We start from the raw sequence: 25,732 nt of genomic DNA, 5'->3' as shown, positions 1-25,732 counted from the left end.
TTATTTTGTATTGATTACTTAGTTGAACGTCGTTGTGATGCATTAGCTGCTCGACTAACAACTTGGCCGATATAACTAATTGCAAGACATAAAATAATAATTTCAATTGCAGCTGGTAACCATGTCCACCAATACTGAGTAATATTATTAGGATCGTTCGCATTCGCAATTAACGTTCCTAATGATGGCGTATTCGATGGTAGCCCAAAGCCCAAATATGATAGTCCTGTTTCAACCCCAATATTCTCAGCGAATGAAAGGGTTGTATCAACAATAATCAATGACGAAATATTAGGCATGATTTCACGGAAGATAATTTTCCATGACTTGGTACCAGATGTAATTGATGCTGAAACGTAATCTTTTTTCGTTTCGGCCAACGTTCGCGAACGGATAAGTCGTGAAGTTCCCATCCAATAAAATAATGAAAAGATTAATGTCAACGTAACTGCATTATAATCATCAATTATGGTTACCAACACGATAATCATCATCGTCATTGGAAGCATCATCATAAAATCATAAATTCGTTGCATCCCCCAATCAATGTAACCACCGAAATAACCAGAAATTAATCCCCAAGCAATTCCAACTGCTGAAGAAATAATGGTTAAGCCAATGGCAATCCCAATTGAGTTTCTCGAACCAACAATCAGTTGCATCGCAATAGAACGACCATTCGCATCAGCCCCTAACAAGAAATTGTCCTGTAGAGGTGGTGTTAAGTAGGCCAAAATATTAGTTGTCATCATTTTCTCGCTATCAATAAATAACGGTGCAATCATCACAAATAATATAAACCCAACCACGATAATTAAAGAAATTAAGGCTGGTCGATCAGCTTTAAACTCACGCCACAAAATTTTGGTTGCTGACGGTGCTGCTTCTTGTTTTGCTTGTGCCGCTAAATTCTCTAATTCTTTAGGCGACATTTCAGCCAAGTTTGTATTTGCTGCCATTTTTACGCCCCTTTCTTAATTAATACGAATTCGCGGATCAACAATGCTTAGAATAATGTCAGATAGCAATGTACCCAACAAATTTAAAATTCCAAATAGCAAAACTAGCGCTGTAATAACGGTATAATCACGATAACTAATTGAATCGATAAACAACATTCCCATACCTGGATATGAAAAGATAGTTTCGGTAAAGATTGAACCATTTAAAAGTCCTGTAATTGAATAACCACCAAATGCGGCAATTGGTAATAACGAATTTCTAAAAATATGGTGCTTATAAATATCTTTACCTGGTACACCCTTTGAACGTGCTGTTCGCACATAATCTGAATGTTTGGCATCAATAACTTCCGAACGCATATACTGCACAATATTCACAGTTCCAAACAATGCTCCTAATAACCCAGGTAACAAAACATGGAAGAAACGTGAACCAATCATGCCGACACCACTAGATGTTGGTGATACAGACCCGGTTGTCGGGAACCAATTCAAAACATACCCAAATATCCACAAACCAATTACTAAAATAACGAAAAATGGAATACAGTACGTCACGTATGTATAAATTCGGATAACGGTATCGGGCAATTTCCCTTCATGCTTACCAGCATATAGCCCTAGCGGTAACGCTATTATGTAAGTCAAAATCATAGTAAATGCTGACAACCACAAAGTATTAACGGCACGTTCACCAATCAAATTTGTTACTGGCTCATGATACTGATAACTTTGTCCTAAATCACCCTGGAACAGATGAACAACCCAATTCCAATACTGTTGATACCATGGATCATATAGCCCGTTAACTTGTTTTAAATGCTCAATTTGTGTCGCACTTGAACGAGGATTAATCGATCCGGTAAAGGGATCACCAGGCATCGCTTTCGCTAAAAGAAAAACTAGAATACTTAGCAAAATGACTTCTGGAATCATAATTAAGACTCGTCGTAGAATTGTTTTCCACATTAACTACTCCCTCCCCTTACTTTAATTGATCAATTAATTGCTCTTTTGGCAGAGCAACAAAATGAGTTGGCGACACTTGAACTAATGGATAAGGTAATCCTTCGTCATCATAATATTGACTAGATTCTTCTTGATACACGCGTTCGATTTCTTTACGCTGTTGGTGACGTTCCTGACGCTTCACTACATCCACTTCCGGAATTGCTGCTAATAAACGTTTTGTATAAATGTGGAGTGGATTTTCATAAATATCTTCACGCGTACCAACTTCAACCAAACGACCTTTATTCATAATGGCGATGTTTTGACACATATGCCTGACAACACCCAAATCATGGGAAATAAATAAATATGAAATACCAAAATCTCGTTGGATTTTTTTCATAAAATTTAAAACCTGAGCTTGAACGGATAAGTCCAAAGCTGATACTGGTTCATCCGCAACGATTAATTCAGGATTAGTTGCAACTGCTCGTGCAATTCCAATTCTTTGTCGTTGACCACCAGAAAATTGGTGTGGATATTTATACAATGATTCAGGATTCAAACCAACTGTTTCAAGTAGTTGTAGTACACGAATCTTTTCATCTTCACTTGATAAATGCTGAAAATTTCGTAACGGTTCAGCGATAATATCTAACACACGTTTTCTTGGATTTAAACTCGATAACGAATCCTGAAAAATCATCTGAACATTTTGATTGTACTTAATATTGTGACGTGCATTATGATCAGTAATATCAACACCTTTGTATTTGATTGACCCTGCTGTCACGTTTTCTAAACCAACCACTGCTTTACCCGTTGTTGATTTGCCAGAACCTGATTCACCAACTAAACCATATGTTTCACCTGCTTCAATATTAAAGTTAATACCATCAACAGCTTTAACCTGATCAGTAATGCGGTTAAAAAAGCCTGACCGAATCGGATAATGAACTTTCAAATCTTTAATCTCAATTAAACTCATACATTCATCTCCTCTAAGGTCTTAAAATAAAAATGCTGGTAACAAGTACAACGAACTTCGTGTCCTGGTTCAACCACATGCATCGTTGGGTTTTCCTCATGATACTCAGCTGGAATCCATGGAATACGTGGTGCAAAACGATCGCCAGTCTGTGGCATCTTTTCTAAAGAAGGAACACTACCTTCAATGACGTACAAATCATCATTTTCAACGTCCGCATCTCCTTGAGGCATTGAACGTAATAATGATCTCGTATATGGATGCTGCGGATTATCAAATACTTGTAAGGTTGTCCCTTGCTCAACAATTTCACCAGCGTACATAACAGCGACTTCATCAGCAGTCTCAGCAACAACCCCCAAATCGTGGGTAATCAAAATAATGCCGGCATGGTTTTCAGCTTGAATGCCGTGTAACACATCCAAAATTTGTGCTTGAATCGTCACGTCCAATGCTGTTGTTGGTTCATCAGCGATAATAATGTCTGGTTTGCAGGCAATTGCAATAGCAATAATCACACGTTGACGCATACCACCTGATAATTCATGTGGAAACTGCCGTGCTGTTCGCTCTGGATTAACAATGCCGACTTGATCTAATAGCTCAAGCACACGGTCATTCTTTTCTTTTGTCGACATCTTAGTATGGTAATCAAGGACTTCACGAATTTGATCAGCAATACGCTTCAATGGATTTAAAGCTGACAAAGGATCCTGAAAAATCATGCCGATTTTGGCACCACGAACATCGTTCATGCCTTCCTCATTTAATTCTAATAAATTCTCATCTTCAAATATAACCTGACCACCAACTTTAGTGGTTTTCATATCATGAAGCCCCATGATAGTTGTGGCTAATGTACTTTTACCACACCCTGATTCACCAACAATCGCTAAAATTTCATCCTTTTTTACTGTTAAATTAATATGCGAAATCGCGTCATAATAAGCACCATCGATCTTAAAGGACGTTGATACATCATTTAACGCTAGTAATGATTTCCCTTCAGCCACTATACTCACCTCGTCCTTTTGCTAGTTATCATTATTTCCTTAAACCTATCATAATTTTCTAATACTATAATGAATTGTTTTACCTAGTCAAGTGGTTTTCTAATTTAACTTTAATTTAAGTATTATTTTTTAGATTGGTGTTCGCTACGTAACGAACTTTGTGAAAATATTGCTAGAAAGTCGATTTTTTATGATAAAAAGCATAACATTCTAACGGCACTTGGTTTTGCACAACGTGAATTTGCCGTCAAAACAATGCAGTTGTTAGGTTATCATATACCGAACGAAGCAATGAGTGGTATTCGAAAGGGCCATCCCTATACGGCAGAAGAATTAACTTTTCATATGTACTAAAAAAGAGCAAGTAAGAAAAATTCAAATCTCTTACTTGCTCTTTAATTTACCCAAAGCTATTTCACTCCAAATCACCATGTGCTGCTAGAATCGCTAGCACTTCATTTTCCAATGGGATACTTGGTTGTGCCCCTGGACGTGAAACAGCTACGGAAGAGGCTGCTGATGCATAAACCATTGCTTCCTCTAAATTATCTAAGTCTTTGTTCAATCGTGTTACCATTGCTCCAATAAATGTATCACCAGCAGCTGTTGTATCAACTGTTTTCGTTTCAAAAATAGGCACTAATTTTGTTTCACCATTGTCTTTCATATAAAAAGCACCCTTCGATCCGAGCGTAATAATGACAGTGTCGATGCCTCGCTGGAAATAGTACACTGCATTACGCATCAATGATTCATGGTCAGTAATCTCTACCGTCGTCAATAAGTACGTTTCATGTTCATTAGGAGCAATCACGTCAGTTAACTCTAGCAATTCTTCTGGTAGACCGCCGGCTTCAGGCATTGGTGCTGGATTTAAAATCGTCTTAACCCCATTTTCATGCGCGATTTTAAAAGCTGTAATCACTGATTCAATTGATGTTTCTAATTGCGCAATTACAAAATCAGATTCAATAATAGCGTCACGATGTTGTTGCACATCCTCAGTAGTTAAATCAGCATTTGCGCCACCGTAAATATAAATCATATTATCACCAGTTTCTTCAGAAACCGTGATATATGCTTGCCCTGTTTCTGCCGTTTCAGAAAACATCACGTGGTTAGTTAGCAAATTTTCCACGTTCATATTTTCAGAAATATCAAATTCGCGACCAACTTTGGTGATCATGTTCGTTTTTACGCCAGAACGGGCAACGGCAACTCCTTGGTTCAACCCTTTGCCACCCATGGCATTTGTTAAATGATTATCTGTATGTAGCGTTTCACCACTCTGAGCAAACCGAGGTACTGATACGACACGATCAATATTGGTTGACCCCAACACCGTAATTTTCTTTGTCATGATTTTTCTCCATATATCTTTAATCATTCATTATCTATCTCTTTAAGTCCTCTTAATTATAGCGATAATCCTGCGTAGTGTACACGCTTACGTTCACTGTTGCGTTATTCTTTGAGACATTTTGATATTGGGTAAAATAAAAACGGTTGGAACAAAATAAAATGTTCCAACCGTTTCTTGCTAAAATTGTTTGAATTACTTAGCTGTCTTAGTCTTCATAAAGATAAGCAACCAAATAATACTGATAGCAACAATAACTGTACTGAAGACAATTAAGTTACCAAAACCATCTGCTGTTTGTGAAGCAATAGCTGCCTTGCTTGTACCAGTTGTTTGAATAAACAATGCAGCAACTGTCGTTCCAACAGCACCAACGAATTGTTGTGCCGTATTAAATACCGCATTAACATCACCGGTTTGTTGTGGATTTACCTCCGCAACACCGGCAGTCATTCCAACACTAAAGGTCAAGTTTCGTGCCAAAGTGAACAAAGCATAAATCACTGTCAAACCAATGGTCATAATGCTTGGTGCCATAAATGAGAAGACAATCATAACGGCCAAGAAAGCAAAAGTTCCAATGGTCAATGGTTTGCTAGCACCCATATGATCATACATTGAACCATAAACAGGAGCAAATGCTGAGCCCAGTAATGAACCTGGCATCAAAATTAGACCAGCCACCATAGTTGTTGAGCCTAATGTTAATTGTGTATATTGTGGCAAGGCAAAGTTAACTGCCAAATTAATAGCTTGTGATGTTGAATAAATCAACAAAGCCATCACAAACGCTTTACTGCGGAAAATACTTAAATCAATCAATTGATGATCAGCTTTCTTAGCAACCATAATGAAGGCAATCATTGCAACAATCGCAATGACAAACAAACTAACAATTGTGACCGTAATTTTACCTGATTCTAATTGACCAAGTCCCAACAAAGCCGCTGTCAATGATGCACCAATCAAAATAAATTGGCCAAAAGCAAACTTGCTTTCAGTCTTGGGTGTTGTTGTATCAAGATTAAACCAGCCGATTAACAAAGAAATAATCGCAACTGGTACAATGATGGCAAAAATTTCACGCCAACTTAATGCATAAGAAACAACACCTCCGTATACAGGACCCAATGCGGGAGCTAATGAAATAATCAAAGTTCCAAATCCCATATACTTACCAATTTGTGACATGGGTACACTGGTAAGAATGATATTAAAAACTAACGGAATTGCAATTCCAGTTCCAATGGCCATAATTAAACGACCAATCAATAAAATCCAAAAACTTGGTGCAACCATAGCGATAACATCACCGATAATAAAAGCAATCAACCCCGTCATATATGTACGACGCTTACTCCAAATGGTATTAAAATGAGCTGATGTTAGCATCATTAAGGCAACAACTAGTAAGTAAGCTGTTGTTAACCACTGAACCGTTCCCATTGGTTGATTAAATTGTTCAATTAATTCTGGAAACGTCACATTCATTGACGTTTCAGTCAAAATACCTGAGAATCCTAAAATTGCAACTGCAACAATAGACCAGATAACTTTTGACGAGACTTTCTCTTTCTGCATAACTCCTCCTATAAACTTAAAAAAGTGCCTGATTTTTATTTAAGCACATTTAGAGAGTTAGCGTAAGTAACATTTTGATTACAAATTAAAATAAATTATGATATTGTTTAAAATCATTCCGCAATTGCGATTTTTTGACCTTCTTGTAAGTTATCCAAGTCAATATCATCATTCAATTCTTGTAACTCATCCACGGTTAAACCATATTTATTTGCGATTGCGTAAGCTGTTTCACCAGCCTCAACGACGACCTTCTTAGCTGTGCTAGTCGATTTTTTATGTTCCTGAGTCTTTTTGCTAGTAGCTTCTTTTTTAGGTTTTGATGATGAGCTACTACTTTCAGGTTCACTACTGCTTGATGATGAGCTAGCTATAGCTGTATCTTGAGAATCTTTATTAGACACTGCGTCATACACAATTGGTATTGCAAAACCGATTGCAAAAATGACGACATACCCGATTAACACAGTGAGCCAAAATTTAACACGCGAAAGCTTCTTCTTTTTCATATTTATATCCCTTTTAATTTCAATAATGCTAGTTAAGTAAATAATTACACGCTATCATTCAATATTTGATAGAATTAGATAGTTACTGTTAATTCTATCAGGAGAATATACATCGTGAAACATTTTTTCAAAAGTCTTATACATAATCGAGTGGTGTCAGCAACCATTGATGTCGTTTCCCGTGTTGATATTATCACCGCTAGTTCATCGATTGCATATTTTGGTTTGCTATCAATATTTCCAGGAATTGTTATTTTAAGTACTATTTTACCTTATTTAGGGCTAACTATTGATACTGCTTTAAATTATGCACAAACGGCGGTTCCTGAATCAGTTTTTAACTATTTAGAACCCATTATTCGATCAGTTCTTAGTCAAAATGGTGTTGGTGTTTTGTCTATTTCCATTCTTTTAACATTATGGTCACTATCACGCGTTGTTTCAGCCATTCGTGTGGCCCAAAACGGTATTTACAATAGTAATCCTGGTAACGTTGCTATTTTTAATCGTTTTATCTCAATGTTTTGGTTAATGATTATTTTAATTATTGTGGGCTCTTTGTTAATTATTGCATCAGTGGGTACAAATGTCTTAGAAGCATTACCTCTTAGTACCCAAATTATGCAGGAAATTGAATCGGCTAAGCGGCCAATTGTTAGCATTGGTTTGTTTATCGGTGCACTATTATTGAATACTTTCTTACCAATCAAAAAACCACGTTTCATCTGGAACTTAGTCGGAACCATTATACAAATTACCTTAATTATTTGGCTTGCCAAGGCATTTGGTTGGTATGTTGATTTGGCCGCTCGTGCTTTTTCATTTTATCAAGCATTAAGCTCGGCTATCATCTTATTACTTTGGATTAATTTCATTGCTTTAGCCTCATTAATTGGCACAATTATCACGGCTATCCTACAAGAATTATATCCCGCCCATGCTAGTGATCGCGCTAGTACCTGGTATATGATTAAACTACTTTTCCGAAATTCCGGAAAAAAATGAAAAAAGTGTTGTATTTTTGGAACTTTTGCGCTATATTAATAGTTGTTAGAAAAAGTATATTCCTAACACTATATGTACAATAGACTCATAACGCTAAGTTTAGCAACTTAGTATGTAGGCCTAACTAACCTACAACCTACTCCTTAAAATATAGCTATAAACGCGCCTTATTATTTCGCTTATAGTTAATGTTATGACGACGTGCAGTCAAATAACATTAAAAAGCACTAGCAACCCCACATTGCTAGTGCTTTTTATATTATTTAATATTAATATTGCCATCCGAAACATCAACATTCAGTTGATTATCAGTTGTTAAATCGTTGGTGTAATTATTACCATAATTTTCACCAGCAACTTTTATTTTACCTGAGGTTGTCTGCATTTGTAGGTTAACATCAGGTAATTCTTTAGCTTTTAATGAACCATCGATAATAGTCATCATATTTTGGCCATGCAGTTGACTATCAGATAATTTCAAATCGCCTTTAGTTACTTGCACTGCACTAGTATCTACGGTTGCGCGTTGCAGATTAGTGGTACTTTCATCAGCTGACAGCATTAAACGCCCTAATTGGGTATCTTGGCCCCTTAAGCGACTACTATTAACATTAACTGTTGTTTGTTCTGACGCAATATCTGCCAATGTAATCAAAGAATCATGTGCTGATGTTGATAAATTTTTCATGTTAGCATGCTGTAAATTAAGATCAGCATTAGTTGCTGTTAAAATCACATGTTTTGCATTTAGGTTTTTGAGGGTCATATCTCCATACATTGCTGATTGGCGATATTCACCTAGTTGCATATCCTTTGGCACACGGATGACTAGTTTTTCAGGCTCACGCCTCCCAAAACCAACTTCGTACCCTTTTTCCTGTGTTGGCACATAACGTACCTTTAACTGTTTATGCTTACGTGTAATATGTAAGAAGTTAGGATTCGTAATGCGTCCTTCAACGACAACCTTTTTTTGGTTGCCTGTTTCAAATGTCACAGGCACATTGGCAGTTTCCAAATCCATTTTATCAACAGTTTTCACCTGATGCTTGACTGATTTTATTTGTGAGACATCAAAATGACCTTGATGCCACCCTAATTTATTTTGACCACCATGTGCTAAACCGATTAGCATAATAATGACACCAAAAGCAATAATGATGAATCCCGTTAGAACATATCGAAATGATTTATGCATGACGTGTCACCTCACCATTTTTATGTGAAAACTTATGACCAACATATTTAACAAACCGCATTAATAATTGAAAGGCAGTGCGAATACATTTACCGCCGATTGGCCAGACTACAAACTGAATACCAACAATAATTAGTCCAATACCACCTTGGTACAACCCGGTTGCCCAATTATTCGGCAAGACTGCGATACCACCGACAATTTGGAAAAGACCCGTTAATAGATAGTAAATTAATACCACAATAAAAACAACGGCAACGGCGATTGTGGCAAATAAGCACACCAAAATAAGTACCATTGCAGGTACCCAAACAATTGATGATAGCAAGCCTTCTAAGACCGTACCAATCAAACTTAATTCTTGTTTAACCCAGTTTTGACGTTCTTTGCGATCACCAGTTTTACTGGTTGTATCTTGTTCATCATCAAGACGCAAAGAATAATCAACCAAAATGCGTTGTGCCAATTGTTTTGGCGTCCCTAATTTTGAAATTAGACGATCACCTGACAATTGCGCATCGGCAGCATATTCTTGGTAAAACTGGATAACATCTTCTTGCTCATCTGCAGTTAACTGCGTTAAATAATTTTTAACTTGAGCAAAATAAATACTATTCTCCATTAGTATCTCCTGCTAGGATTACTTCATTAACTTTACTGCTGAAATAACGCCATTCATCTTTAATCCGTTCTAATTCACGATAACCTAAATCTGATATTTTATAATATCTTCGATTGCGTCCTTCAAAAGGCTCATCATATGTTGTCACCCAATCACGCTTTTTTAAACGACGCAACACTGGATACATCGTTGATTCAGAAACCGAAAACCGTTCTTGTACTTGTTTTGTTAATGAATAACCATATAAATCTTCTTTAGATAGTAACGCTAATACCAATCCATCCATTAAATCACTTGATAATTGCATTGCCATAATTTATCTTCCTTTACAATACTATAAGACGTATAATATAATATAAGTATAGAAAATAAACACTTATCTGTAAAGCGTTTTATTTTTCAACAAATAAATAGAAAGTAGGTTTTATCATGGCAAAGAAAAAGTTAACTAAATCAGATGATCGTGTCCTAAGTGGTGTACTAGGTGGTTTATCAGAATACTTTAACTTAGACGCTGCACTAGTTCGTTTGTTGTTTGTCGCAGCAACAATTTTCACTGGTTTCTTCCCATTTGTCTTCTTATATATCGCTGCTGTTTTTATTATGCCAGAACCTATTCAGTCACATCACACGAAATATGAATTTGATGAATCAGCCAATGGCCAGCGTAAAGACGTCACCTCTGATGATGACGATCATGATGAATTATAATATTTACAAATAAAAACAAGAGATTGGAGTAACGCGTCCTAATCTCTTGTTTTATTTTGAATAATGAACTTGCGCACTCGTCTAAACACTGACTCAGCAATAGCAAAGCCGATATCAATGGCTAAAGCAATTGCCAACGTTTTAATCAAGTTACGACCTGCATTGACATAGTTGCCCAAAGTAAATTCTTTCAAACTTGCATAGATGATAACACCTGGCACCAAAGAAACCAGACTGGGAACGTAAATCATATTAACAGGGGCTTTTACCAAAATTGCTGACATACTCCCTAATAAACCAATAACCAAGGCTGCTAGAAAATTAGGCAAAATCAAGTTATTTGTTAATGGTGTTACTAACAAATAAACCGTCCAAGCACATGCGCCGGTTACACCAGCATATAACAATACTCGTCTTGGCACATTGGTAATCACACCAAAGCCTATCGTTGATAAAAAACTAAAAATAAATCCTACTAATAGTGTCATTTAAATGCCTCCCGTTAGTAAGTGGACAATAAAACTCCCCATAATTGCACCAATTCCAATACAACCAGCAATCATCACGGCATCAATTCCACGTACTAAACCAGAAATAATATCACGATCAATAATTTCACGTAGCGAATTTGTGATTGGCACCCCTGGCACTAATGGCATCAAAGCACTAATGATAATATTTGCTGAACTGTCTGCCAGACCCACTTTTTGTAGCACGGTTGCTAATAGACTGATAACTAGCCCACCAAGAATGGCACCAAAATAAGGTGCTGACGCATGCTTATCGCCCCACTTCAAAGCTAAATATCCTAAAATACCAACAAAAAATGCTAAAAATAAATCATCCCAAGTTGCTTTGAATAATAACATCGGTGCAACAGATACCAAACCGGCACTAATAATCTTTTGTGGCCACGTAAAATCAATGACTTTCTCGTCGATTGCCCGTACTTTTTGTTCCAATTCTGCAAAACTAATTTCATGGGCGGTAAATTGCCGCGACACTGTATTAATATCATCTACCTTTTGTAAATTAAATGACGAAACATTGGGTTTCACTAAATGTGTCTTTGACCCATTAGCTGTACTAATAAAAATAGCGGTCATTGTTGCGTGACAATTTAAATCAACAGCTGCTGCCACACCAACGTAATCAATGGTTGACTCAACACGCGTAGTTTCAGCACCACTTTCTAGCAAGATTCTGGCAATCATGCCACATACATCAATGATATGATCTAAATCGTTAACCATTGCATTACCTCCATAATCATTTACTATCATACCTTAATAGGCAGTTTAATGGATACCTAAATAAAAAACGAGAGTGAGAACAAAAGCGGGTTGAACCTGGGGTATAACGTTGTTGGGAACAATCATTGCCGGAGCAACGCGCAGGAGATGATTGGGGCCAATGATGTTATATTGAAGGTTCAGCTTTTGTGAACGCGTTTATGCCAGAGCGAGAACAAAGACGCTTTGGATTCGGTGTGTAACGGTGTTTGGACGTTTTGCGGTCGTCAGACCGTGAAGCGGGCAAATTCGTTACATTGAGAATCCAGTCTTTGTGAACGCGTTTATGCCAGAGCGAGAACAAAGACGCTTTGGATTCGGTGTGTAACGGTGTTTGGACGTTTTGCGGTCATCAGACCGTGAAGCGGGCAAATTCGTTACATTGAGAATCCAGTCTTTGTGAACGCGTTTATACTAAAAAAGTTGGAACATTTTCTTTTGTCCCAACCTCTTAAACTTTTCACTTATTGTCATATCACAATGACTGTCAGCCCTACTTACTGATAATCGTCAAATTTGTTGGTTGTGCAATATGAATTTGTGGATGATCCATAATATATTCACCAATTAAATCAGCTGTCTCGCGTTGCACTTCACGGACAGCTTTGTCCATTGAAAACATTGGGAAGTTCCCAGCACCACCGGCACGATAATTATTCATTGTAACTTCATAAGTCTTTGTTAAATCAAGTGGTTGACCATCTTTTTCAATCGCCACAACACGTTCACCCATTGGCTTAGTTAAATCAAACGTATAGTCAATACCACTCCAAATATCATAATTATAGTGTTGCACCTTTGGCATCGTAAATAATGGATTAAGTGTCACTTTCCCATTATCATCTAACTTAAAGTAACAGGCATTTACTTCTAACGCATCCTTAATGTCTTGACCTGTTAATGCTTCCACAACTAATGTATTAGGGAAAATGTAATTGGTCATAATATCACGTTGGGTAACGGCGTCTTCTAAGCCACGCACTTCATTATTGAACAATGCTGTATTTGAAATTTGTGTCTGTGTGGCATCCATTTGCACCTGATTAACTAGTTCGATGAATGGATGATTGTGCAAACGCGCTGCAAAATGGTCGGTAATTTGCATATTATCACCAACATGACCAACTGGTGTATCTAACCAGTCATTCACTTGCTTTTGTAATGGATCAATCATATCAACAATATCAGCGCGTTCTGGTACTTCACCAGTTGGTAAGATTTCCGCTGTGGCTGCAATACGTTTTTGATTATCATCCAAAGTCAAAGTCATTAAGCCAACATAATCACCACGATAACCTGGTTGGGTCGTTGGCACACCATTAACAACCTCAGCAATTTCACGATGTTGATGCCCTGTTACCAAAGCATCCACACCATCTAATTGCAATAACTGATAACCTTGGTTTTCAGATGTTAAAGCTTCTAGTGGTTCACCCGTTTGCAAGTCTTCAGCAAAACCACCATGGTAAGCTAATACCAGCACATCAACTTGTGGACGTAGTTGTGCAATATATTGTTCAGCAGTGTCCACTGGATCATTAAAAACCAAGCCCTTAATATGTGATGGCTGCTCCCAATGTGGGATAAATTGTGTCGTTAAACCAATCACACCAATCTTGACACCTTTGCGTTCAAAAATTTGATATGGCTTACCAACAAATGGCTGTTGCGTTTGTTCATCCAAAATATTGGCGTTCAATAAATTATCAGTATTTGCAAACACAGTTTCAATGTATTCACGGCCAAAATTAAACTCGTGATTTCCTAAAATACGCACATCATATGAAATTGCATCAGCCAACTTCTGATACATATCAGTTTGGTCGGGTACAACTTTTTGGATGTAATTAGTCAAAGGTGAACCTTGAATAAAGTCCCCATTTTCAATGGTGATGACAACATCCCCTGCATCATGAACCTGCTTTTGTTGGTCAGCAATCACCGTTGCAGCTCTTGTTAGCCCTAATTGATTATTTAACAGTGGTCGCCGAAAATCGTCAGCACGGATGTAACCATGAACGTCTGATGTTGATAGAATTGAAACTTGCATTTGTTATTCTCCTTATAACATTTTGTTTTATGCTTAACGATAAAAAGTCGAAGTCAGTTCCAACTATCGGAAGACTTCGACCCTTTTCGTATATTTCAAAAGGCTAGCCCTTTTGGTTAATATTTAACATTAATTAAACTAAACGCTTACGCAATTGACCAGATAGGAAATCAATGACTGTAACCATCACGATAATTCCTAGTAGGATAATACCAACTTTTGGCCATTGACGGGTTTGTAGCGCAAAGATTAATGGCGCACCAATACCACCGGCACCAACAATTCCTAGAATTGAAGCTGAACGTACCGCAATTTCGAAACGATACAACGTATAGTTCATAAATTCAGGCATAACTGCTGGGAAGGTTGCCAAAGTCAATCCGTCTAATGCTGAACCACCAGCAGCGATAATGGCTTCATTAGGACCACGATCAATATTCTCAATAGCTTCTGAGAATAGCTTTCCAAGCATACCAATTGAATGAATTGATACTGCCAAGACACCGGCATAAGCACCAGGTCCAACGGCCTTAATGAACATAATTGCCAATACAATTTCAGGGAAGACACGAATAATTGTCAAAATTAATTTACCCAACGTTGAACGTGGCGTAAAGAAACCCTTCTTTGTACGAGCGGCCAAGAACGCAAATGGCAAAGTTAGGATGGCTGAAATAAACGTACCTAAGAATGCGATAGCTAGCGTTTCAATTAAGGCACTAACTAAGTCTTCACCGTCGCCAGTATATACGTATGACCAGTCGGGATGGAATAGACCATCAATAATTGATTTTGTAACTTGTGCGGCTTGTGGTTTAACTGATGATAGTGGGATTCCTGAAAATGCCCAGACAAAAATTAATACCACAACTACTGCTATGATCCATGGACCATATTTTTGCCACGGATTTCGTTGAATTTTTTGCATTATGCCAACGCCTCCCGTAGTCGATTAGAAATACCGTCAACAACAATTACGACCACTAGAATTGCTAAGATAACAATTGCTGTACGATCATAACGGAATAGTGACAAAGTTTGATCCAAGTATAGTCCAACACCACCAGCTCCCAAGTAACCTAAGACTGTTGAAGCACGGACGTTGATTTCTAATGTATACAAGAAGAAACTCAAAAATTGGTTCATAACTTGTGGGATAACCGCAAAAACAATTCTTTGCATACCATTCGCACCAACTGAAGTTAAGGCTTCAATTGGTCCTTCGTCAATTGTTTCGATTGCTTCATAGAATAGTTTAGAAATCATTCCAAAACTAAACACGGTCAAAGCACCAACACCGGCCATTGGGCCAATACCAACAATGGCAACAAACACAGCGGCTAGTAGCAAATCAGGTAAAGCACGTACTAGATTTAAGAAGAAACGGACAATACCACGTAGATAAGTGTTCTTAACAATATTACGAGCAGCCAATAAACTAAATGGAATCGCAATAATTGTTCCTAATAAGGTTCCAACTAAGGCCATTTGAATTGTTTCAGCAATTGGTTTAATAATCGTTGAAATAAATGACCAATCAGGGTGCATCATACGAATTAAGAGGTCCCAGAATTGGTCCCAACTAAAAGTCGCTGTCACACCAGTATTGTAACCAGATCCAATAAAAATTAAGACAAATAGGAGAACAGCCAAGCTGCCCTTAACATGCCACTTTTCACTGAATTGGCGTTCAGGTAAAGTTGCGTTCATATCCTACTCCTCATTTTCACTTTCAGCATAAATCTCATCAAAATCATCTTCGTTCACTTGATCAATTGGCTTATCATAAACCAATTTACCACCACGTAAGCCAACGATTCGCGTACCATATGCCATTGCTAGTTCCACACTGTGCAAATTAACAACAACCGTCATACCCATATCATTTAGATGTTGCAAATCATCCATAACCATTTTGGTTGTTTTTGGATCAAGTGATGCAATGGGCTCATCGGCCAAAACAACATTTGGTGATTGCATCATTGAACGAGCAATCGCAACACGTTGTTGTTGTCCACCAGACAACTCATCAGCACGTGTATAGTACTTATCCAACATATTCACACGGTCTAGATTAGCAGCAGCCTTCTCTTTATCTTCTTTAGAGAAAAGACCAAAAGTACTTCTAAATGTTGAATAATAACCAACACGACCTGCTAACACGTTACGAGCAACTGTTGCGCGCTTAACCAAGTTAAAGTTTTGGAAAATCATTGCAATATTACGTCGTTGTTCACGCAATGCTTTCCCTTTTGATTTTGTAATATCAACATCATCTAACAAAATCTCACCTTCACTAACATCATGAAGACGATTAATTGCACGCAATAATGTACTCTTTCCAGCACCAGATAAACCAACAATTACGACGAATTCACCTGATTTGATATCAAGATTAATGTGATCCAATCCAACTGTTCCATTTGGATAAACTTTTGATACATCATTAATTTTGATGGTGCCTAAACCACTAGCCATACTTTTCCCATCCTATCTTATATCACTATATATATTTCTTATATGTACTAAAGTGAGCCTTGAGGCACACAAATGCCCAAGTCTCACTTCAAGAAGATGCTTATTAATTTATTTATTATTACTTAATATCTTCTACCTTGTTTTGGTACTTACGAACAGTATCAAAGTTTGAATCCTTTGACTTGCTTACGCCAGCCCAGCTATAAACGTCATTCAAGACCTTCTTACCCTTATCAGTCTTTGAGACCTTCAACATAGCCTTTTGGATAGTCTTTGCATCAGCCTTTGAGATGCCCTTACGTAGGGTAATTGTATCGTTAGGAATCTTAGCCGTGTACTCTAGAACACGTGTGTCCTTGAATACATCTGGATTATCCTTCTTAACTAGATTACGAGCATCGTCAAAGATGAAGGCTGCATCAGTATCACCATTCAATACTGACATAACACCTTGATCATGACCCTTAACTGTCACTAACTTAGAATTCTTAGTAACATTCATACCCTTCTTGTTTAAGTCAACAACAGGGAAGATGTATCCGGCATCAGAAGTTGGGTTTTGAACAGCAATCTTCTTACCCTTCAAATCCTTAGCATTCTTGATACCTGAGTCTTTCTTAACCAATACCAAAGCACGGTAGTAATCGACTAACTTATCAGTATCTGATCCATCGTTCTTCTTATCGTTAATACCATAACGTTGTGATTGTAGAATAACTTTTGCACCGTATTGCTTGTGTGCTTGTACATAAGGGTCAGGTGGCAAGAATCCCATATCGACCTTACCTGATCCCATTGCCTCAACAACTGTATTGTAATCAGTTGAAATTGTAACGTGCACTGGAATACCTAATTGCTTCTTTAGGAGCTTTTCCAATGGCTTAGCCTTTGCTTGAATTGTATCTGCTTGAGATGATGGTACGAATTGTACGTTTAATTCCTTCAAATCAACTTTCTTTGATGCTGCATCTGCGGTTACTGCTGGAACAGCTGAAACAATCGTCGTGGCCAACATTGCGACAGTGGCTCCCGCTACAACTTTTTTGAACATTACCCTTGTACTCCTTAAATTTTTATCATGTACACAATCGTTCTGTATACGCATGCTTAAAGGTTACTTAAATAATAACAGTGAACATTTAAAACGTCAATATGTTTAATTGTTCACAGAGTGTACGTTAAACGTTTTAAAAGACATAATTTATTCATTTAATGTTCGTGTTTAGGAAAATGCACTTATAAAAACTGCAATAGTTTAATAAAATTTGATTACTTTAAAAATACAATTACTCATGAAAGCGTTTTAAAATAGAAACAATTAGAGCATTATTGAATGGCACAAAAAAAGATTGCGAAAAAATATCGCAATCTTTTTGATTTATTTAAAAATAATTAGTAACCAGCGCCACCACCATAATAAGTATCAGCTCCAGTACCATCTGCACCATACGTACTACCATTAGCTGGTGTACCATATGTGCTATCTACTTCTTGGTTAGTTGTTGACGCAACACTTTCATTACCAGGTAAACCATTAATTGACAATGTCGCATCAGAAACTTTACCACCGTACATCGTACCGGTCTTCTTATGCTTCAAACCTAATGACTTACGCAAAACGTTCGTCACACGTTGCTTTTCTTTTGCTGGAATTAACTCAGATGATCCTGACGTTAGGCCAATTTCCGTTCCTTGTGCATGATCTTGCTTAATGTTTTTAGCTGCACTCGTATAACGCGCAGCAACTGACAACATATCACCAAAGGTCAAGTCGGTTTGCGTTGAATCAGAAATTGTATTCAAGAACTTCTCATTAACCAATTTCGTTGGATTGTCTTTGGCTTCATCCACAATGGCTTGCAATACCATTCGTTGACGTTGCTGACGTCCATAATCACCTTGTGGATCATCATAACGCATACGTGAAAATGCTAATGCAGCCTTTCCATCCATCTTATTGTAAGTCTTCGTCTTACCACGTTCAGTATAGGTGTACTTTGATGAACCCTTCTTAAAACTATAGATATAATCACCACTATTATGAGCAGTATATGGATTATAACTAAAGGTTAGTGGTGACTTAACTTTCACACCATCCATTTGATTAATGACCTTTTCCAAACCACCCATATTAACTAGGGCATAATAATCAATTGGTACATTTAACCATTTTTGAATTGTCTGAATAGTCGTCTTAGCAGAACCGTATTCATAAGCTGAGTTCAACTTTTGTGGGAATTCCTTCTCATAACCCACCGGTGCGATAACTGAATCACGTGGCAATGACATGATAGTTACCTTTTCCTTTTTAGGATTAACTGTCACAACCATCAACGAATCAGTACGACCCTTATACTTACGATTCAATTCACCTGTATCAGTTCCTAACAACAAAACTGAAAATGGCTTACCTTTTTTAATAACATTTGAAACATTACGTTCTTTGGTTAATCCGGTTTCAGTATATGAACCATCAATTGCATTTTTTGTTTTGTTATAGGCGACACCAAACATGATACCCGTAATCAAAACAATAATTGCAATGACAAACAAAACGGCGCCAAGCAATTTACGCCGACGTGGTTTATGTCCTTTTGTTTCATTGTAATCACGTGGCCCACCTTCACGTTTACGACGAGCTTGCTGCTGTTGCTTTTTTAAAGCTTCTTCAGCTTGCCGTCGCTCTTGTCGAGTTTGCGGCTCATTACTCATGAGCATCTCCTCTCTTAACTGTTAAAAATTGATTTTATATTTTCGAAATTTTACTTAGTCAGTCTATAAAAAGTTCCTTTGAAAAAACTTATAGCAACCTTTACATATTACCATAATTTTTAATTATATAATATAAAATTCGTTCTTAACAACCGTTTCATAATGAAACTGAAACTGGTCAAGCTTCATGACACACCGGATTTAAACAGCAACCGGTGCTTTAATACTTGGGTGAGGATCATAATCATTTAATTTGATATCAGCCATTGTGTAGTCAGCAATATCTTTAACATCAGGATTCAAACTAATCGTAGGCAGTGGCTTCATATCACGTTGTAATTGTTCCGTTACTTGGTCAATATGGTTCAAATAAATATGGGTATCACCAAAAGTATGCACAAATTCACCTGGTTCTAAGCCAGTTTGAGCGGCCACCATATGAAGCAATAATGAATATGAGGCAATATTAAATGGCACACCCAAAAAGACATCAGCTGAACGTTGGTAAAGTTGTAAACTCAATTTACCATCAACCACATAAAATTGGAAAAGCGTATGGCAAGGTGGCAATGCTTGCGTTGGCACATCCTCTGGATTCCAGGCCGTTACAATCAAACGACGTGAATCTGGATTGTGTTTAATCTGTTCAATCACATCATGAATTTGATCAATGAAACCACCTTGCACACGACGCCAATGACGCCATTGTGCACCGTAGACATCCCCTAATTCGCCATATTTTTTCGCAAACTCATCATCGTTTAAAATTAGATCAACAAACCGTGCATGTTGTTCATCATATTGTGCTTTAAAATCATTATCAATTAATGAACGACGACCAAAATCAGTCATATCAGGACCATCATAATCTGATGACTCAACCCAATTTTTAAAAGCCCATTCATCCCAAATGTGATTTTTATGTTCTAATAAGAAGCGAATATTTGTATCACCACGCAAAAACCACAACAACTCACTTTTAATTAGACCAAATGGTACCCGTTTCGTTGTTAATAATGGAAAGCCCTCACTCATATCAAAACGTAGTTGCCGTCCAAAAACTGACTTAGTCCCTGTACCAGTACGATCACCTTTTACCGAACCATTATCTAAGATATCCTGTGCTAAATCTAAATAACCTTGTTCATTTTTACTCATCATTAATCCCTCTATTAATCTTTTTGTAAATACGATTGGAAATCAATCTTTTGTAAATCACTTTCATCAACTTTGATTTGCTCAATCGTGACATTCTTCGCCGTTAACAATTCCGACACAAAATCATCATTATGATAATTACGTAAATAATTAATCTTTTTAATGCCGGCTTGTAATAATAGTTTTGTGCAGTGCGCACAGGGGAAGTCGGTCACAAACACTTCAGCACCATCGGCACTAATTCCCATCTTTGCTAACTGCATTAATGCATTTTGTTCCGCATGCACAGCTCGAATACAGTGACCATCAACAATTAAATCCCCTACTTCAGTACAATGCGGTGTGCCAGAAACTGATCCATTATAACCACTAGCAATAATACGACCATCTTTTACAACAACCGCCCCAACATGTAGCCGTGTACAGGTACTTCGCGCTGCCAACATGATTGCTTGTAGCATAAAATATTTTGCCCAAGTAATCCGTTCATCATTTACTTTCTTCATACACTCTCTCCATTTGTACTTATTGTTCTTAATATTAGCAAGGATAACCATTAAATAAAAGACTTGATATTTTATCAACAAATAATTTTTACCATAATCGCAATGTTATGTACATTTGATTAAAAAATTTATTTATGCTATAATCAAAACAACTTTAGTTTGTCTTTATATAGGCAACATTCACGCAGCGATTTCATTTGTCGCTGGCTATGGGGGTGCCCCATGAGAGGAGTTCTTATGCCTGCAGCATTAGCAGAAATTAAGCAACAATTAGATGAACACATTGGTGAACAAGTCACTTTGACTACCCATGAGAGTCGTCACCGCACCATTGAACACCAAGCTATCGTACGAAATACCTTCCGTTCAGTTTTCGTCCTTGATTTAGAACAAGATGGACACGAATTTGATCGTGCTTCATATAGTTACACCGATGTGTTAACAGAAAATATTGAAATTGATTTCAATTAATTTTCTGTCAAATTAATAAAGCGCTAGTTGTAATGATATTGTCATTACAACTAGCGCTTTATTTTTTACTCCTCGTCTGCTGCAACCCTTGGTTTAGCTAGACGGACAACTTCAAATTCATTAATGTAAGCATCCTTAAAATCAAGGGGCGTAATGCCAAACTCTGATAGTTCGACCGTACTACCTTCTTTGATATCTGGGAATTGCTCAAGAATGAAACCAGTCAAAGTTACCATATCTGATTTATCAAATTCTTTGATATCAGTCTTAAAATACCGTTCAAAATCATAAACCGTCATTTTTCCAGAAACTTTATAGTGCATTTGTTGTTGATCATCAGAACCCAATTTTTCAACTAAGTCATCAACAACCCAATCCACTTCATCACGTACTGAACCAAATAACTCTTCGTAAATATCTTTATCAGTTACGATACCTGATGTACCACCATACTCATCTTTGACGACAATCATTGGTGTCCGCTTTGATATCATCAACTTCAAAACGTCTTGAATTGGCATATTTTCAGGAACTGTTGGCATATTACGAATAATCTTACGAACAGGTACAGTACGATCAGCTTCTGCTTGGCGCATAATATCGTAATTAAAGACATAACCTAAAATCTTATCTTTATCGCCATCAGCAACCACTGGAAAACGTGAGTGCTTAGTTTCAAAGTACGCATGCAAAGCATCATCAATAGTACTGCGTACATCAACCACAAATAATTGCGTACGATCAATCATAATATCATTGGCCACTTTATCATTCATCTCAAAGGCACGTTCCATGAAAACATAGTCTTCATTTTGTAGTTGACCCGAACGCGCAGCATTACGTGATAAGCTCAAGATTTCTGCTTCTGAATAAACTTCACTATCCTCAGATGCTGTTTTAACACCGATTAAGTGCGTAAAACCCGTTGCTGACGCATTAAGCAACCAAACAAATGGATAGAATAATACGTGGCATAGACGTAGTGGTCCAGAAACAAACAACGCTACCTTAACCGGGAACTCGATTGAAACATTTTTAGGAACCAACTCTGTCAAAACAACTTCAATATAAGTTAGCAAAACTAACGCGATAATAGATGCAATTGCAGCCGAACTAGGTCCGGTCATCTCTTCTAACACACCACCAGCTAGCAACAAATGAGCAATTGTCTCTTCACCCATCCAACCTAGTAACAAACCAGTAAGTGTAATACCGACCTGCGTTGTTGATAAATATTCATTTAAATTATCAACCATGTGGATTGTCTTTGCTATTTTACGTGATGGTTTTTCACGTGCTTCCTGCATTTCTACCAATGCACTTCGTCTAACTTTAACTAAAGCAAACTCGGCAGACACACACAGCGCAGCAAACATTAATACCAAGATAATCACAATGATTGATATGATTAATCTTCCTTCACTCAAATTCATTTCCTACTTTCAAATATAATACCGTCAATTATTCATATTATATCAAATTTTATAATGTGTGCTTGCCGCTTTTAATGAATTAGCGCTTTGTTACTGTTAAAACCAAGTATTAGTTGGCTATTATGCTTCTTCACCACCAACTTTGACAACGGCCTTAGAAACCACGCCTAATTTACCGTTAACAAAATCATCAACCGTTTGATAGTCTAATTCGTGTGACATTAATGGTTCAACATTTAACTTACCTGATGACAATAATGCCAATGAATCTTCAAAACTATTTGGATTAATAAATGATCCTTGGATTGTTAATTGCTTTTGGAAGATGTCATACGTATTCATTTCGAACGTTGCATCTGGTCCACCAACACCAAACATCAAAACTTGCGCACCACGCGCAGCTGCACTGATTGCTTCTTCTTGTGTTTGTGGCATACCAACAGCTTCAACAACAACATCATATTCTTCTTCAGGAACAACGTCGCCCTTTTGGGTATTAAACGTATTTTTAACACCAAATTGTTCGCGATTCATGGTTAACTTTTCATCAACAATACCGGCTAAGTCAACTTGATGTACACCATAAGCTTGCAACAATTGCACGAATAACTCACCCATAAAGCCGTCCCCAATGACTAACGCCTTTTGATATGGAGATAACTTCAATAACTTGATACCATGGACAGCACATGAAATAGGCTCAGTAACTGATGCTGACTTCAATGACACATCATCTGGTACTTGGTAAACAACTGATGCAGGCGCCGTAAAGTATTCTTCGAAACCACCATCACGCGTTACACCAATGGCAGATAAGTTTTCACATAGTTCTGGGCGACCAGTACGACAGAACTTGCATTGACCACAATAGATGTTAGGGTCAACAGTTACACGATCCCCAACCTTGATATTCATAACATCTTCACCAATTTCAGCAACAACACCAGAATTCTCGTGTCCTAATACAATAGGTGGCACGGCATCGGTTGAACCTGGCAATCCAGCGTATAATCCGTGATCAGTTCCACAAATACCAGCATAAGCAGTGTGAATCAACACTTCATTTGATGCAATTTTTGGACGATCAACATCTTTTACAACTAATTTTTTAATATCATCTAAAACAAGGGCTTCCATGATAAATCTCCTTTTATATATATAATTTAAAGGCGTTGTAAACGCTTACGCTAATTATAACAATTTTTTAGTTATTTTTTTAGTGTTTAACCTAATAAAAAATCGCAAAGCCAAAATTTGACTTTGCGATAACATTTTTTGACTTAATTACTTATCAAATCAATGTTTATTCTCATGTTTAGAATCGTGCTTATTATCTTGCTTTTCATCAATTTCTTCCGGTGTTTCAATACTTTCTGGTGGTAATGCAACAACCTCGAATTCTTCAATGTAAGCATCCTTGAAATCAAGCGCTGTAATTTCAAAATTAGCTATTTGAATGGCTTGACCAACATGGAAATCTGGATGTTCATCCAAAACATAACCAGTTAAAGTAACCTTCTCTGATTTTTCGAATGAAGGAATTGTTGCTTTAAAGAAACGCTCAAAATCGTATAAGGTCATCTTACCAGAAACCTTATAGTGCATATTACCATCATCATCTGAGCCCATCTTTTCAGCTAGGTCATCAGCAACATCGTCAATTTCATCACGAACTGAACCGAATAGCTCTTCGTAAATATCCTTATCAGTAACAATACCTGATGTACCACCGAATTCGTCCTTAACCACAACAATCGGTGCACGATGATCAATCATCTCTTTCAAGACTTCCGCAATTGGTTGGGTTTCAGAAACCACTGGCAAATTACGTAATACCGTTCGCACCGATGCATTCGGACTAATTCGTCCTTGACGCACTAGGTCATAAGAGAAGACATATCCAAGTATCTTATCCTTATCATTATCAGCCACAACTGGTATACGCGAAAACTTCTCTTCTAGATACAAGTTTAATGCATCTGAGATTGTCTCTGTCACATTGATAACCGTCAATTGGGTACGGTCAATCATAATATCAATGGCTTCCTTATCATTCATCGCAAAGGCACGGGCCATAAAGGTCACATCTTCTTCATCAAGCTCACCGGCTTTAGCAGCATCTTGTGACAAAGATAGAATTTCAGACTCTGAATAAATATCTTCATCAGGATGCGCACTAAATCCTAGCAACTTCGTGAACAATGCAGCTGCACGATCAAATAACCAAATTAATGGGAATAAAATCACATGGAAGAACATTACCGGACGCACAATCGCTAATAGCATTTGTACTGGCTTATCAATCGCAATATTCTTAGGAACCAAATCGGTAAAGACCGCGTGAATAAATGTAAAGATTAAAATAGCTAAAACTGAAGCCAAACTATGGGCAATCGCAGGCGGGAAGATCTCAGCATCAATAATTAATGATGCAATGAAATCCTCACCTAACCAACCTAAAATCAATGAGGTTAACGTGATACCTACTTGTGCTGTTGATAGATATTCTGATAAATGATTCAACATGTTTAAAGCATGGTCAATTTTAGCCGACGGTTTATCACGTGCTTCTTGCAATGCACGCAATGAACTAGGACGGACTTTAACTAAAGAATACTCAGTCAAAGTAAACAAAACAGCTAGCAACAAAATAACAATGATAATCACCAAATTAGTGATAATAGACGGACCGGAATCCATGATGTACCTTCTTTCAAAATTAATTGTAAATT

At 37.3% G+C, this 25,732-nt stretch carries 26 protein-coding genes; 3 read left to right on the top strand and 23 right to left on the bottom strand.

Annotated elements, in window-relative coordinates; all coding sequences use genetic code 11:
- Positions 1–14: 14 nt before the first annotated feature.
- The 7 genes from ACSYSF_RS08960 to ACSYSF_RS08930 all read right to left on the bottom strand — a co-directional run bounded on the left by ACSYSF_RS08960 (position 15) and on the right by ACSYSF_RS08930 (position 7,364).
- Positions 15–959: an ABC transporter permease gene (locus ACSYSF_RS08960; protein ID WP_489867678.1), complete on the bottom strand. Its 945-nt coding sequence runs from the start codon at positions 957–959 to the stop codon at positions 15–17.
- A 15-nt stretch (positions 960–974) separates the two neighbouring features.
- On the bottom strand, positions 975–1,931 hold the full coding sequence (locus ACSYSF_RS08955; protein WP_489867677.1) for an ABC transporter permease: 957 nt from the start codon (positions 1,929–1,931) through the stop codon (positions 975–977).
- A gap of 16 nt (positions 1,932–1,947) precedes the next feature.
- Complete coding sequence (locus tag ACSYSF_RS08950) at positions 1,948–2,901, bottom strand: ABC transporter ATP-binding protein (RefSeq protein ID WP_489867676.1); 954 nt, start codon at positions 2,899–2,901, stop codon at positions 1,948–1,950.
- Entirely contained in the window at positions 2,898–3,914 is a 1,017-nt protein-coding gene (locus tag ACSYSF_RS08945) for an ABC transporter ATP-binding protein (protein ID WP_489867675.1), read from the bottom strand. Before ACSYSF_RS08945 ends, ACSYSF_RS08950 begins: the two co-directional genes overlap by 4 nt.
- 415 nt (positions 3,915–4,329) lie before the next feature.
- On the bottom strand, positions 4,330–5,274 hold the full coding sequence (gene rbsK, locus ACSYSF_RS08940; RefSeq protein WP_489867674.1) for a ribokinase: 945 nt from the start codon (positions 5,272–5,274) through the stop codon (positions 4,330–4,332).
- Positions 5,275–5,469: 195 nt separating this feature from the next.
- Positions 5,470–6,855, bottom strand: a complete 1,386-nt coding sequence (locus ACSYSF_RS08935) for an MFS transporter (protein WP_489867673.1) — start codon at positions 6,853–6,855, stop codon at positions 5,470–5,472.
- 113 nt (positions 6,856–6,968) lie between these two features.
- Positions 6,969–7,364, bottom strand: coding sequence for a LysM peptidoglycan-binding domain-containing protein (locus ACSYSF_RS08930; RefSeq protein ID WP_489867672.1), 396 nt, complete (start codon positions 7,362–7,364; stop codon positions 6,969–6,971).
- Between the two features lie 114 nt (positions 7,365–7,478).
- On the opposite strand from ACSYSF_RS08930, the gene ACSYSF_RS08925 reads away from it, so the two are divergent.
- A complete protein-coding gene (locus ACSYSF_RS08925) occupies positions 7,479–8,369 on the top strand; it encodes a YihY/virulence factor BrkB family protein (protein WP_489867671.1) in 891 nt (296 codons plus the stop codon).
- Positions 8,370–8,628: 259 nt separating this feature from the next.
- Here ACSYSF_RS08925 and ACSYSF_RS08920 read toward each other — a convergent pair whose 3' ends face one another.
- From ACSYSF_RS08920 to ACSYSF_RS08910, 3 genes are read right to left on the bottom strand one after another with little or no spacing between them, the layout of a single operon-like run.
- On the bottom strand, positions 8,629–9,567 hold the full coding sequence (locus tag ACSYSF_RS08920) for a DUF4097 family beta strand repeat-containing protein (protein ID WP_489867670.1): 939 nt from the start codon (positions 9,565–9,567) through the stop codon (positions 8,629–8,631).
- Positions 9,560–10,189, bottom strand: coding sequence for a DUF1700 domain-containing protein (locus tag ACSYSF_RS08915; protein WP_489867669.1), 630 nt, complete (start codon positions 10,187–10,189; stop codon positions 9,560–9,562). Before ACSYSF_RS08915 ends, ACSYSF_RS08920 begins: the two co-directional genes overlap by 8 nt.
- Positions 10,179–10,502 (bottom strand): PadR family transcriptional regulator, encoded by a 324-nt coding sequence (locus ACSYSF_RS08910; RefSeq protein WP_489867668.1) that lies wholly within the window; start codon positions 10,500–10,502, stop codon positions 10,179–10,181. Before ACSYSF_RS08910 ends, ACSYSF_RS08915 begins: the two co-directional genes overlap by 11 nt.
- Positions 10,503–10,618: 116 nt before the next feature.
- Here ACSYSF_RS08910 and ACSYSF_RS08905 point away from each other — a divergent pair, with 116 nt between their 5' ends.
- Positions 10,619–10,900 carry a PspC domain-containing protein gene (locus ACSYSF_RS08905; RefSeq protein ID WP_489867667.1) on the top strand — a complete coding sequence of 94 codons (282 nt, stop codon included), beginning with the start codon at positions 10,619–10,621 and terminating at the stop codon, positions 10,898–10,900.
- Between the two features lie 38 nt (positions 10,901–10,938).
- Here the strand turns inward: ACSYSF_RS08905 and ACSYSF_RS08900 are convergent, their stop codons facing one another.
- The 10 genes from ACSYSF_RS08900 to ACSYSF_RS08855 all read right to left on the bottom strand — a co-directional run bounded on the left by ACSYSF_RS08900 (position 10,939) and on the right by ACSYSF_RS08855 (position 21,096).
- A complete protein-coding gene (locus tag ACSYSF_RS08900; RefSeq protein WP_489867666.1) occupies positions 10,939–11,388 on the bottom strand; it encodes a threonine/serine exporter family protein in 450 nt (149 codons plus the stop codon).
- Positions 11,389–12,153, bottom strand: coding sequence for a threonine/serine exporter family protein (locus ACSYSF_RS08895; protein WP_489867665.1), 765 nt, complete (start codon positions 12,151–12,153; stop codon positions 11,389–11,391).
- Between the two features lie 532 nt (positions 12,154–12,685).
- Positions 12,686–14,242 (bottom strand): bifunctional metallophosphatase/5'-nucleotidase, encoded by a 1,557-nt coding sequence (locus ACSYSF_RS08890; protein WP_489867664.1) that lies wholly within the window; start codon positions 14,240–14,242, stop codon positions 12,686–12,688.
- Between the two features lie 133 nt (positions 14,243–14,375).
- A complete protein-coding gene (gene phnE, locus ACSYSF_RS08885; RefSeq protein ID WP_489867663.1) occupies positions 14,376–15,170 on the bottom strand; it encodes a phosphonate ABC transporter, permease protein PhnE in 795 nt (264 codons plus the stop codon).
- Positions 15,170–15,952 (bottom strand): phosphonate ABC transporter, permease protein PhnE, encoded by a 783-nt coding sequence (gene phnE / locus ACSYSF_RS08880; protein WP_489867662.1) that lies wholly within the window; start codon positions 15,950–15,952, stop codon positions 15,170–15,172. Before phnE (ACSYSF_RS08880) ends, phnE (ACSYSF_RS08885) begins: the two co-directional genes overlap by 1 nt.
- A 3-nt stretch (positions 15,953–15,955) precedes the next feature.
- Complete coding sequence (gene phnC / locus ACSYSF_RS08875) at positions 15,956–16,720, bottom strand: phosphonate ABC transporter ATP-binding protein (protein ID WP_489867661.1); 765 nt, start codon at positions 16,718–16,720, stop codon at positions 15,956–15,958.
- A gap of 118 nt (positions 16,721–16,838) precedes the next feature.
- Positions 16,839–17,771, bottom strand: coding sequence for a phosphate/phosphite/phosphonate ABC transporter substrate-binding protein (locus tag ACSYSF_RS08870; RefSeq protein WP_489867660.1), 933 nt, complete (start codon positions 17,769–17,771; stop codon positions 16,839–16,841).
- Positions 17,772–18,112: 341 nt separating this feature from the next.
- A complete protein-coding gene (locus ACSYSF_RS08865; RefSeq protein ID WP_489867659.1) occupies positions 18,113–19,432 on the bottom strand; it encodes an LCP family protein in 1,320 nt (439 codons plus the stop codon).
- Between the two features lie 201 nt (positions 19,433–19,633).
- Positions 19,634–20,590, bottom strand: a complete 957-nt coding sequence (locus ACSYSF_RS08860) for a thymidylate synthase (RefSeq protein WP_489868267.1) — start codon at positions 20,588–20,590, stop codon at positions 19,634–19,636.
- Between the two features lie 14 nt (positions 20,591–20,604).
- On the bottom strand, positions 20,605–21,096 hold the full coding sequence (locus ACSYSF_RS08855; RefSeq protein WP_489867658.1) for a deaminase: 492 nt from the start codon (positions 21,094–21,096) through the stop codon (positions 20,605–20,607).
- A gap of 237 nt (positions 21,097–21,333) precedes the next feature.
- Between ACSYSF_RS08855 and ACSYSF_RS08850 the strand changes: the two genes are divergently transcribed.
- Positions 21,334–21,567 (top strand): Veg family protein, encoded by a 234-nt coding sequence (locus tag ACSYSF_RS08850; RefSeq protein WP_489868266.1) that lies wholly within the window; start codon positions 21,334–21,336, stop codon positions 21,565–21,567.
- A gap of 65 nt (positions 21,568–21,632) precedes the next feature.
- On the opposite strand, the gene ACSYSF_RS08845 is transcribed toward ACSYSF_RS08850, so the two are convergent.
- The 3 genes from ACSYSF_RS08845 to ACSYSF_RS08835 all read right to left on the bottom strand — a co-directional run bounded on the left by ACSYSF_RS08845 (position 21,633) and on the right by ACSYSF_RS08835 (position 25,700).
- Positions 21,633–22,994: a hemolysin family protein gene (locus ACSYSF_RS08845; protein WP_489867657.1), complete on the bottom strand. Its 1,362-nt coding sequence runs from the start codon at positions 22,992–22,994 to the stop codon at positions 21,633–21,635.
- 126 nt (positions 22,995–23,120) lie between these two features.
- Positions 23,121–24,137, bottom strand: coding sequence for a zinc-dependent alcohol dehydrogenase family protein (locus ACSYSF_RS08840; RefSeq protein ID WP_489867656.1), 1,017 nt, complete (start codon positions 24,135–24,137; stop codon positions 23,121–23,123).
- A 159-nt stretch (positions 24,138–24,296) separates the two neighbouring features.
- Complete coding sequence (locus ACSYSF_RS08835; protein ID WP_489867655.1) at positions 24,297–25,700, bottom strand: hemolysin family protein; 1,404 nt, start codon at positions 25,698–25,700, stop codon at positions 24,297–24,299.
- Positions 25,701–25,732 lie beyond the last annotated feature (32 nt).

The sequence above is a fragment of the Weissella sp. ESL1139 genome, assembly GCF_058506735.1.
Note: the sequence above shows the minus strand (reverse complement) of the source record. Positions and strands in the feature narration are given on the sequence as shown.

Excerpts from the sequence above, each read along its gene's own strand:
- ACSYSF_RS08835 (WP_489867655.1), bottom strand. The coding sequence starts at position 25,700 with ATGGATTCCGGTCCGTCTATTATCACTAATTTGGTGATTATCATTGTT.
- ACSYSF_RS08855 (WP_489867658.1), bottom strand. The coding sequence starts at position 21,096 with ATGAAGAAAGTAAATGATGAACGGATTACTTGGGCAAAATATTTTATG.
- phnE (WP_489867663.1), bottom strand. The coding sequence starts at position 15,170 with ATGCAAAAAATTCAACGAAATCCGTGGCAAAAATATGGTCCATGGATC.
- ACSYSF_RS08920 (WP_489867670.1), bottom strand. The coding sequence starts at position 9,567 with ATGCATAAATCATTTCGATATGTTCTAACGGGATTCATCATTATTGCT.
- ACSYSF_RS08905 (WP_489867667.1), top strand. The coding sequence starts at position 10,619 with ATGGCAAAGAAAAAGTTAACTAAATCAGATGATCGTGTCCTAAGTGGT.
- ACSYSF_RS08865 (WP_489867659.1), bottom strand. The coding sequence starts at position 19,432 with ATGAGTAATGAGCCGCAAACTCGACAAGAGCGACGGCAAGCTGAAGAA.
- ACSYSF_RS08860 (WP_489868267.1), bottom strand. The coding sequence starts at position 20,590 with ATGAGTAAAAATGAACAAGGTTATTTAGATTTAGCACAGGATATCTTA.
- ACSYSF_RS08870 (WP_489867660.1), bottom strand. The coding sequence starts at position 17,771 with ATGTTCAAAAAAGTTGTAGCGGGAGCCACTGTCGCAATGTTGGCCACG.
- ACSYSF_RS08915 (WP_489867669.1), bottom strand. The coding sequence starts at position 10,189 with ATGGAGAATAGTATTTATTTTGCTCAAGTTAAAAATTATTTAACGCAG.
- ACSYSF_RS08955 (WP_489867677.1), bottom strand. The coding sequence starts at position 1,931 with ATGTGGAAAACAATTCTACGACGAGTCTTAATTATGATTCCAGAAGTC.
- ACSYSF_RS08840 (WP_489867656.1), bottom strand. The coding sequence starts at position 24,137 with ATGGAAGCCCTTGTTTTAGATGATATTAAAAAATTAGTTGTAAAAGAT.
- ACSYSF_RS08930 (WP_489867672.1), bottom strand. The coding sequence starts at position 7,364 with ATGAAAAAGAAGAAGCTTTCGCGTGTTAAATTTTGGCTCACTGTGTTA.
- ACSYSF_RS08935 (WP_489867673.1), bottom strand. The coding sequence starts at position 6,855 with ATGCAGAAAGAGAAAGTCTCGTCAAAAGTTATCTGGTCTATTGTTGCA.
- ACSYSF_RS08900 (WP_489867666.1), bottom strand. The coding sequence starts at position 11,388 with ATGACACTATTAGTAGGATTTATTTTTAGTTTTTTATCAACGATAGGC.
- ACSYSF_RS08910 (WP_489867668.1), bottom strand. The coding sequence starts at position 10,502 with ATGGCAATGCAATTATCAAGTGATTTAATGGATGGATTGGTATTAGCG.
- ACSYSF_RS08960 (WP_489867678.1), bottom strand. The coding sequence starts at position 959 with ATGGCAGCAAATACAAACTTGGCTGAAATGTCGCCTAAAGAATTAGAG.
- ACSYSF_RS08890 (WP_489867664.1), bottom strand. The coding sequence starts at position 14,242 with ATGCAAGTTTCAATTCTATCAACATCAGACGTTCATGGTTACATCCGT.
- ACSYSF_RS08850 (WP_489868266.1), top strand. The coding sequence starts at position 21,334 with ATGCCTGCAGCATTAGCAGAAATTAAGCAACAATTAGATGAACACATT.
- ACSYSF_RS08950 (WP_489867676.1), bottom strand. The coding sequence starts at position 2,901 with ATGAGTTTAATTGAGATTAAAGATTTGAAAGTTCATTATCCGATTCGG.
- ACSYSF_RS08895 (WP_489867665.1), bottom strand. The coding sequence starts at position 12,153 with ATGGTTAACGATTTAGATCATATCATTGATGTATGTGGCATGATTGCC.
- phnE (WP_489867662.1), bottom strand. The coding sequence starts at position 15,952 with ATGAACGCAACTTTACCTGAACGCCAATTCAGTGAAAAGTGGCATGTT.
- rbsK (WP_489867674.1), bottom strand. The coding sequence starts at position 5,274 with ATGACAAAGAAAATTACGGTGTTGGGGTCAACCAATATTGATCGTGTC.
- phnC (WP_489867661.1), bottom strand. The coding sequence starts at position 16,720 with ATGGCTAGTGGTTTAGGCACCATCAAAATTAATGATGTATCAAAAGTT.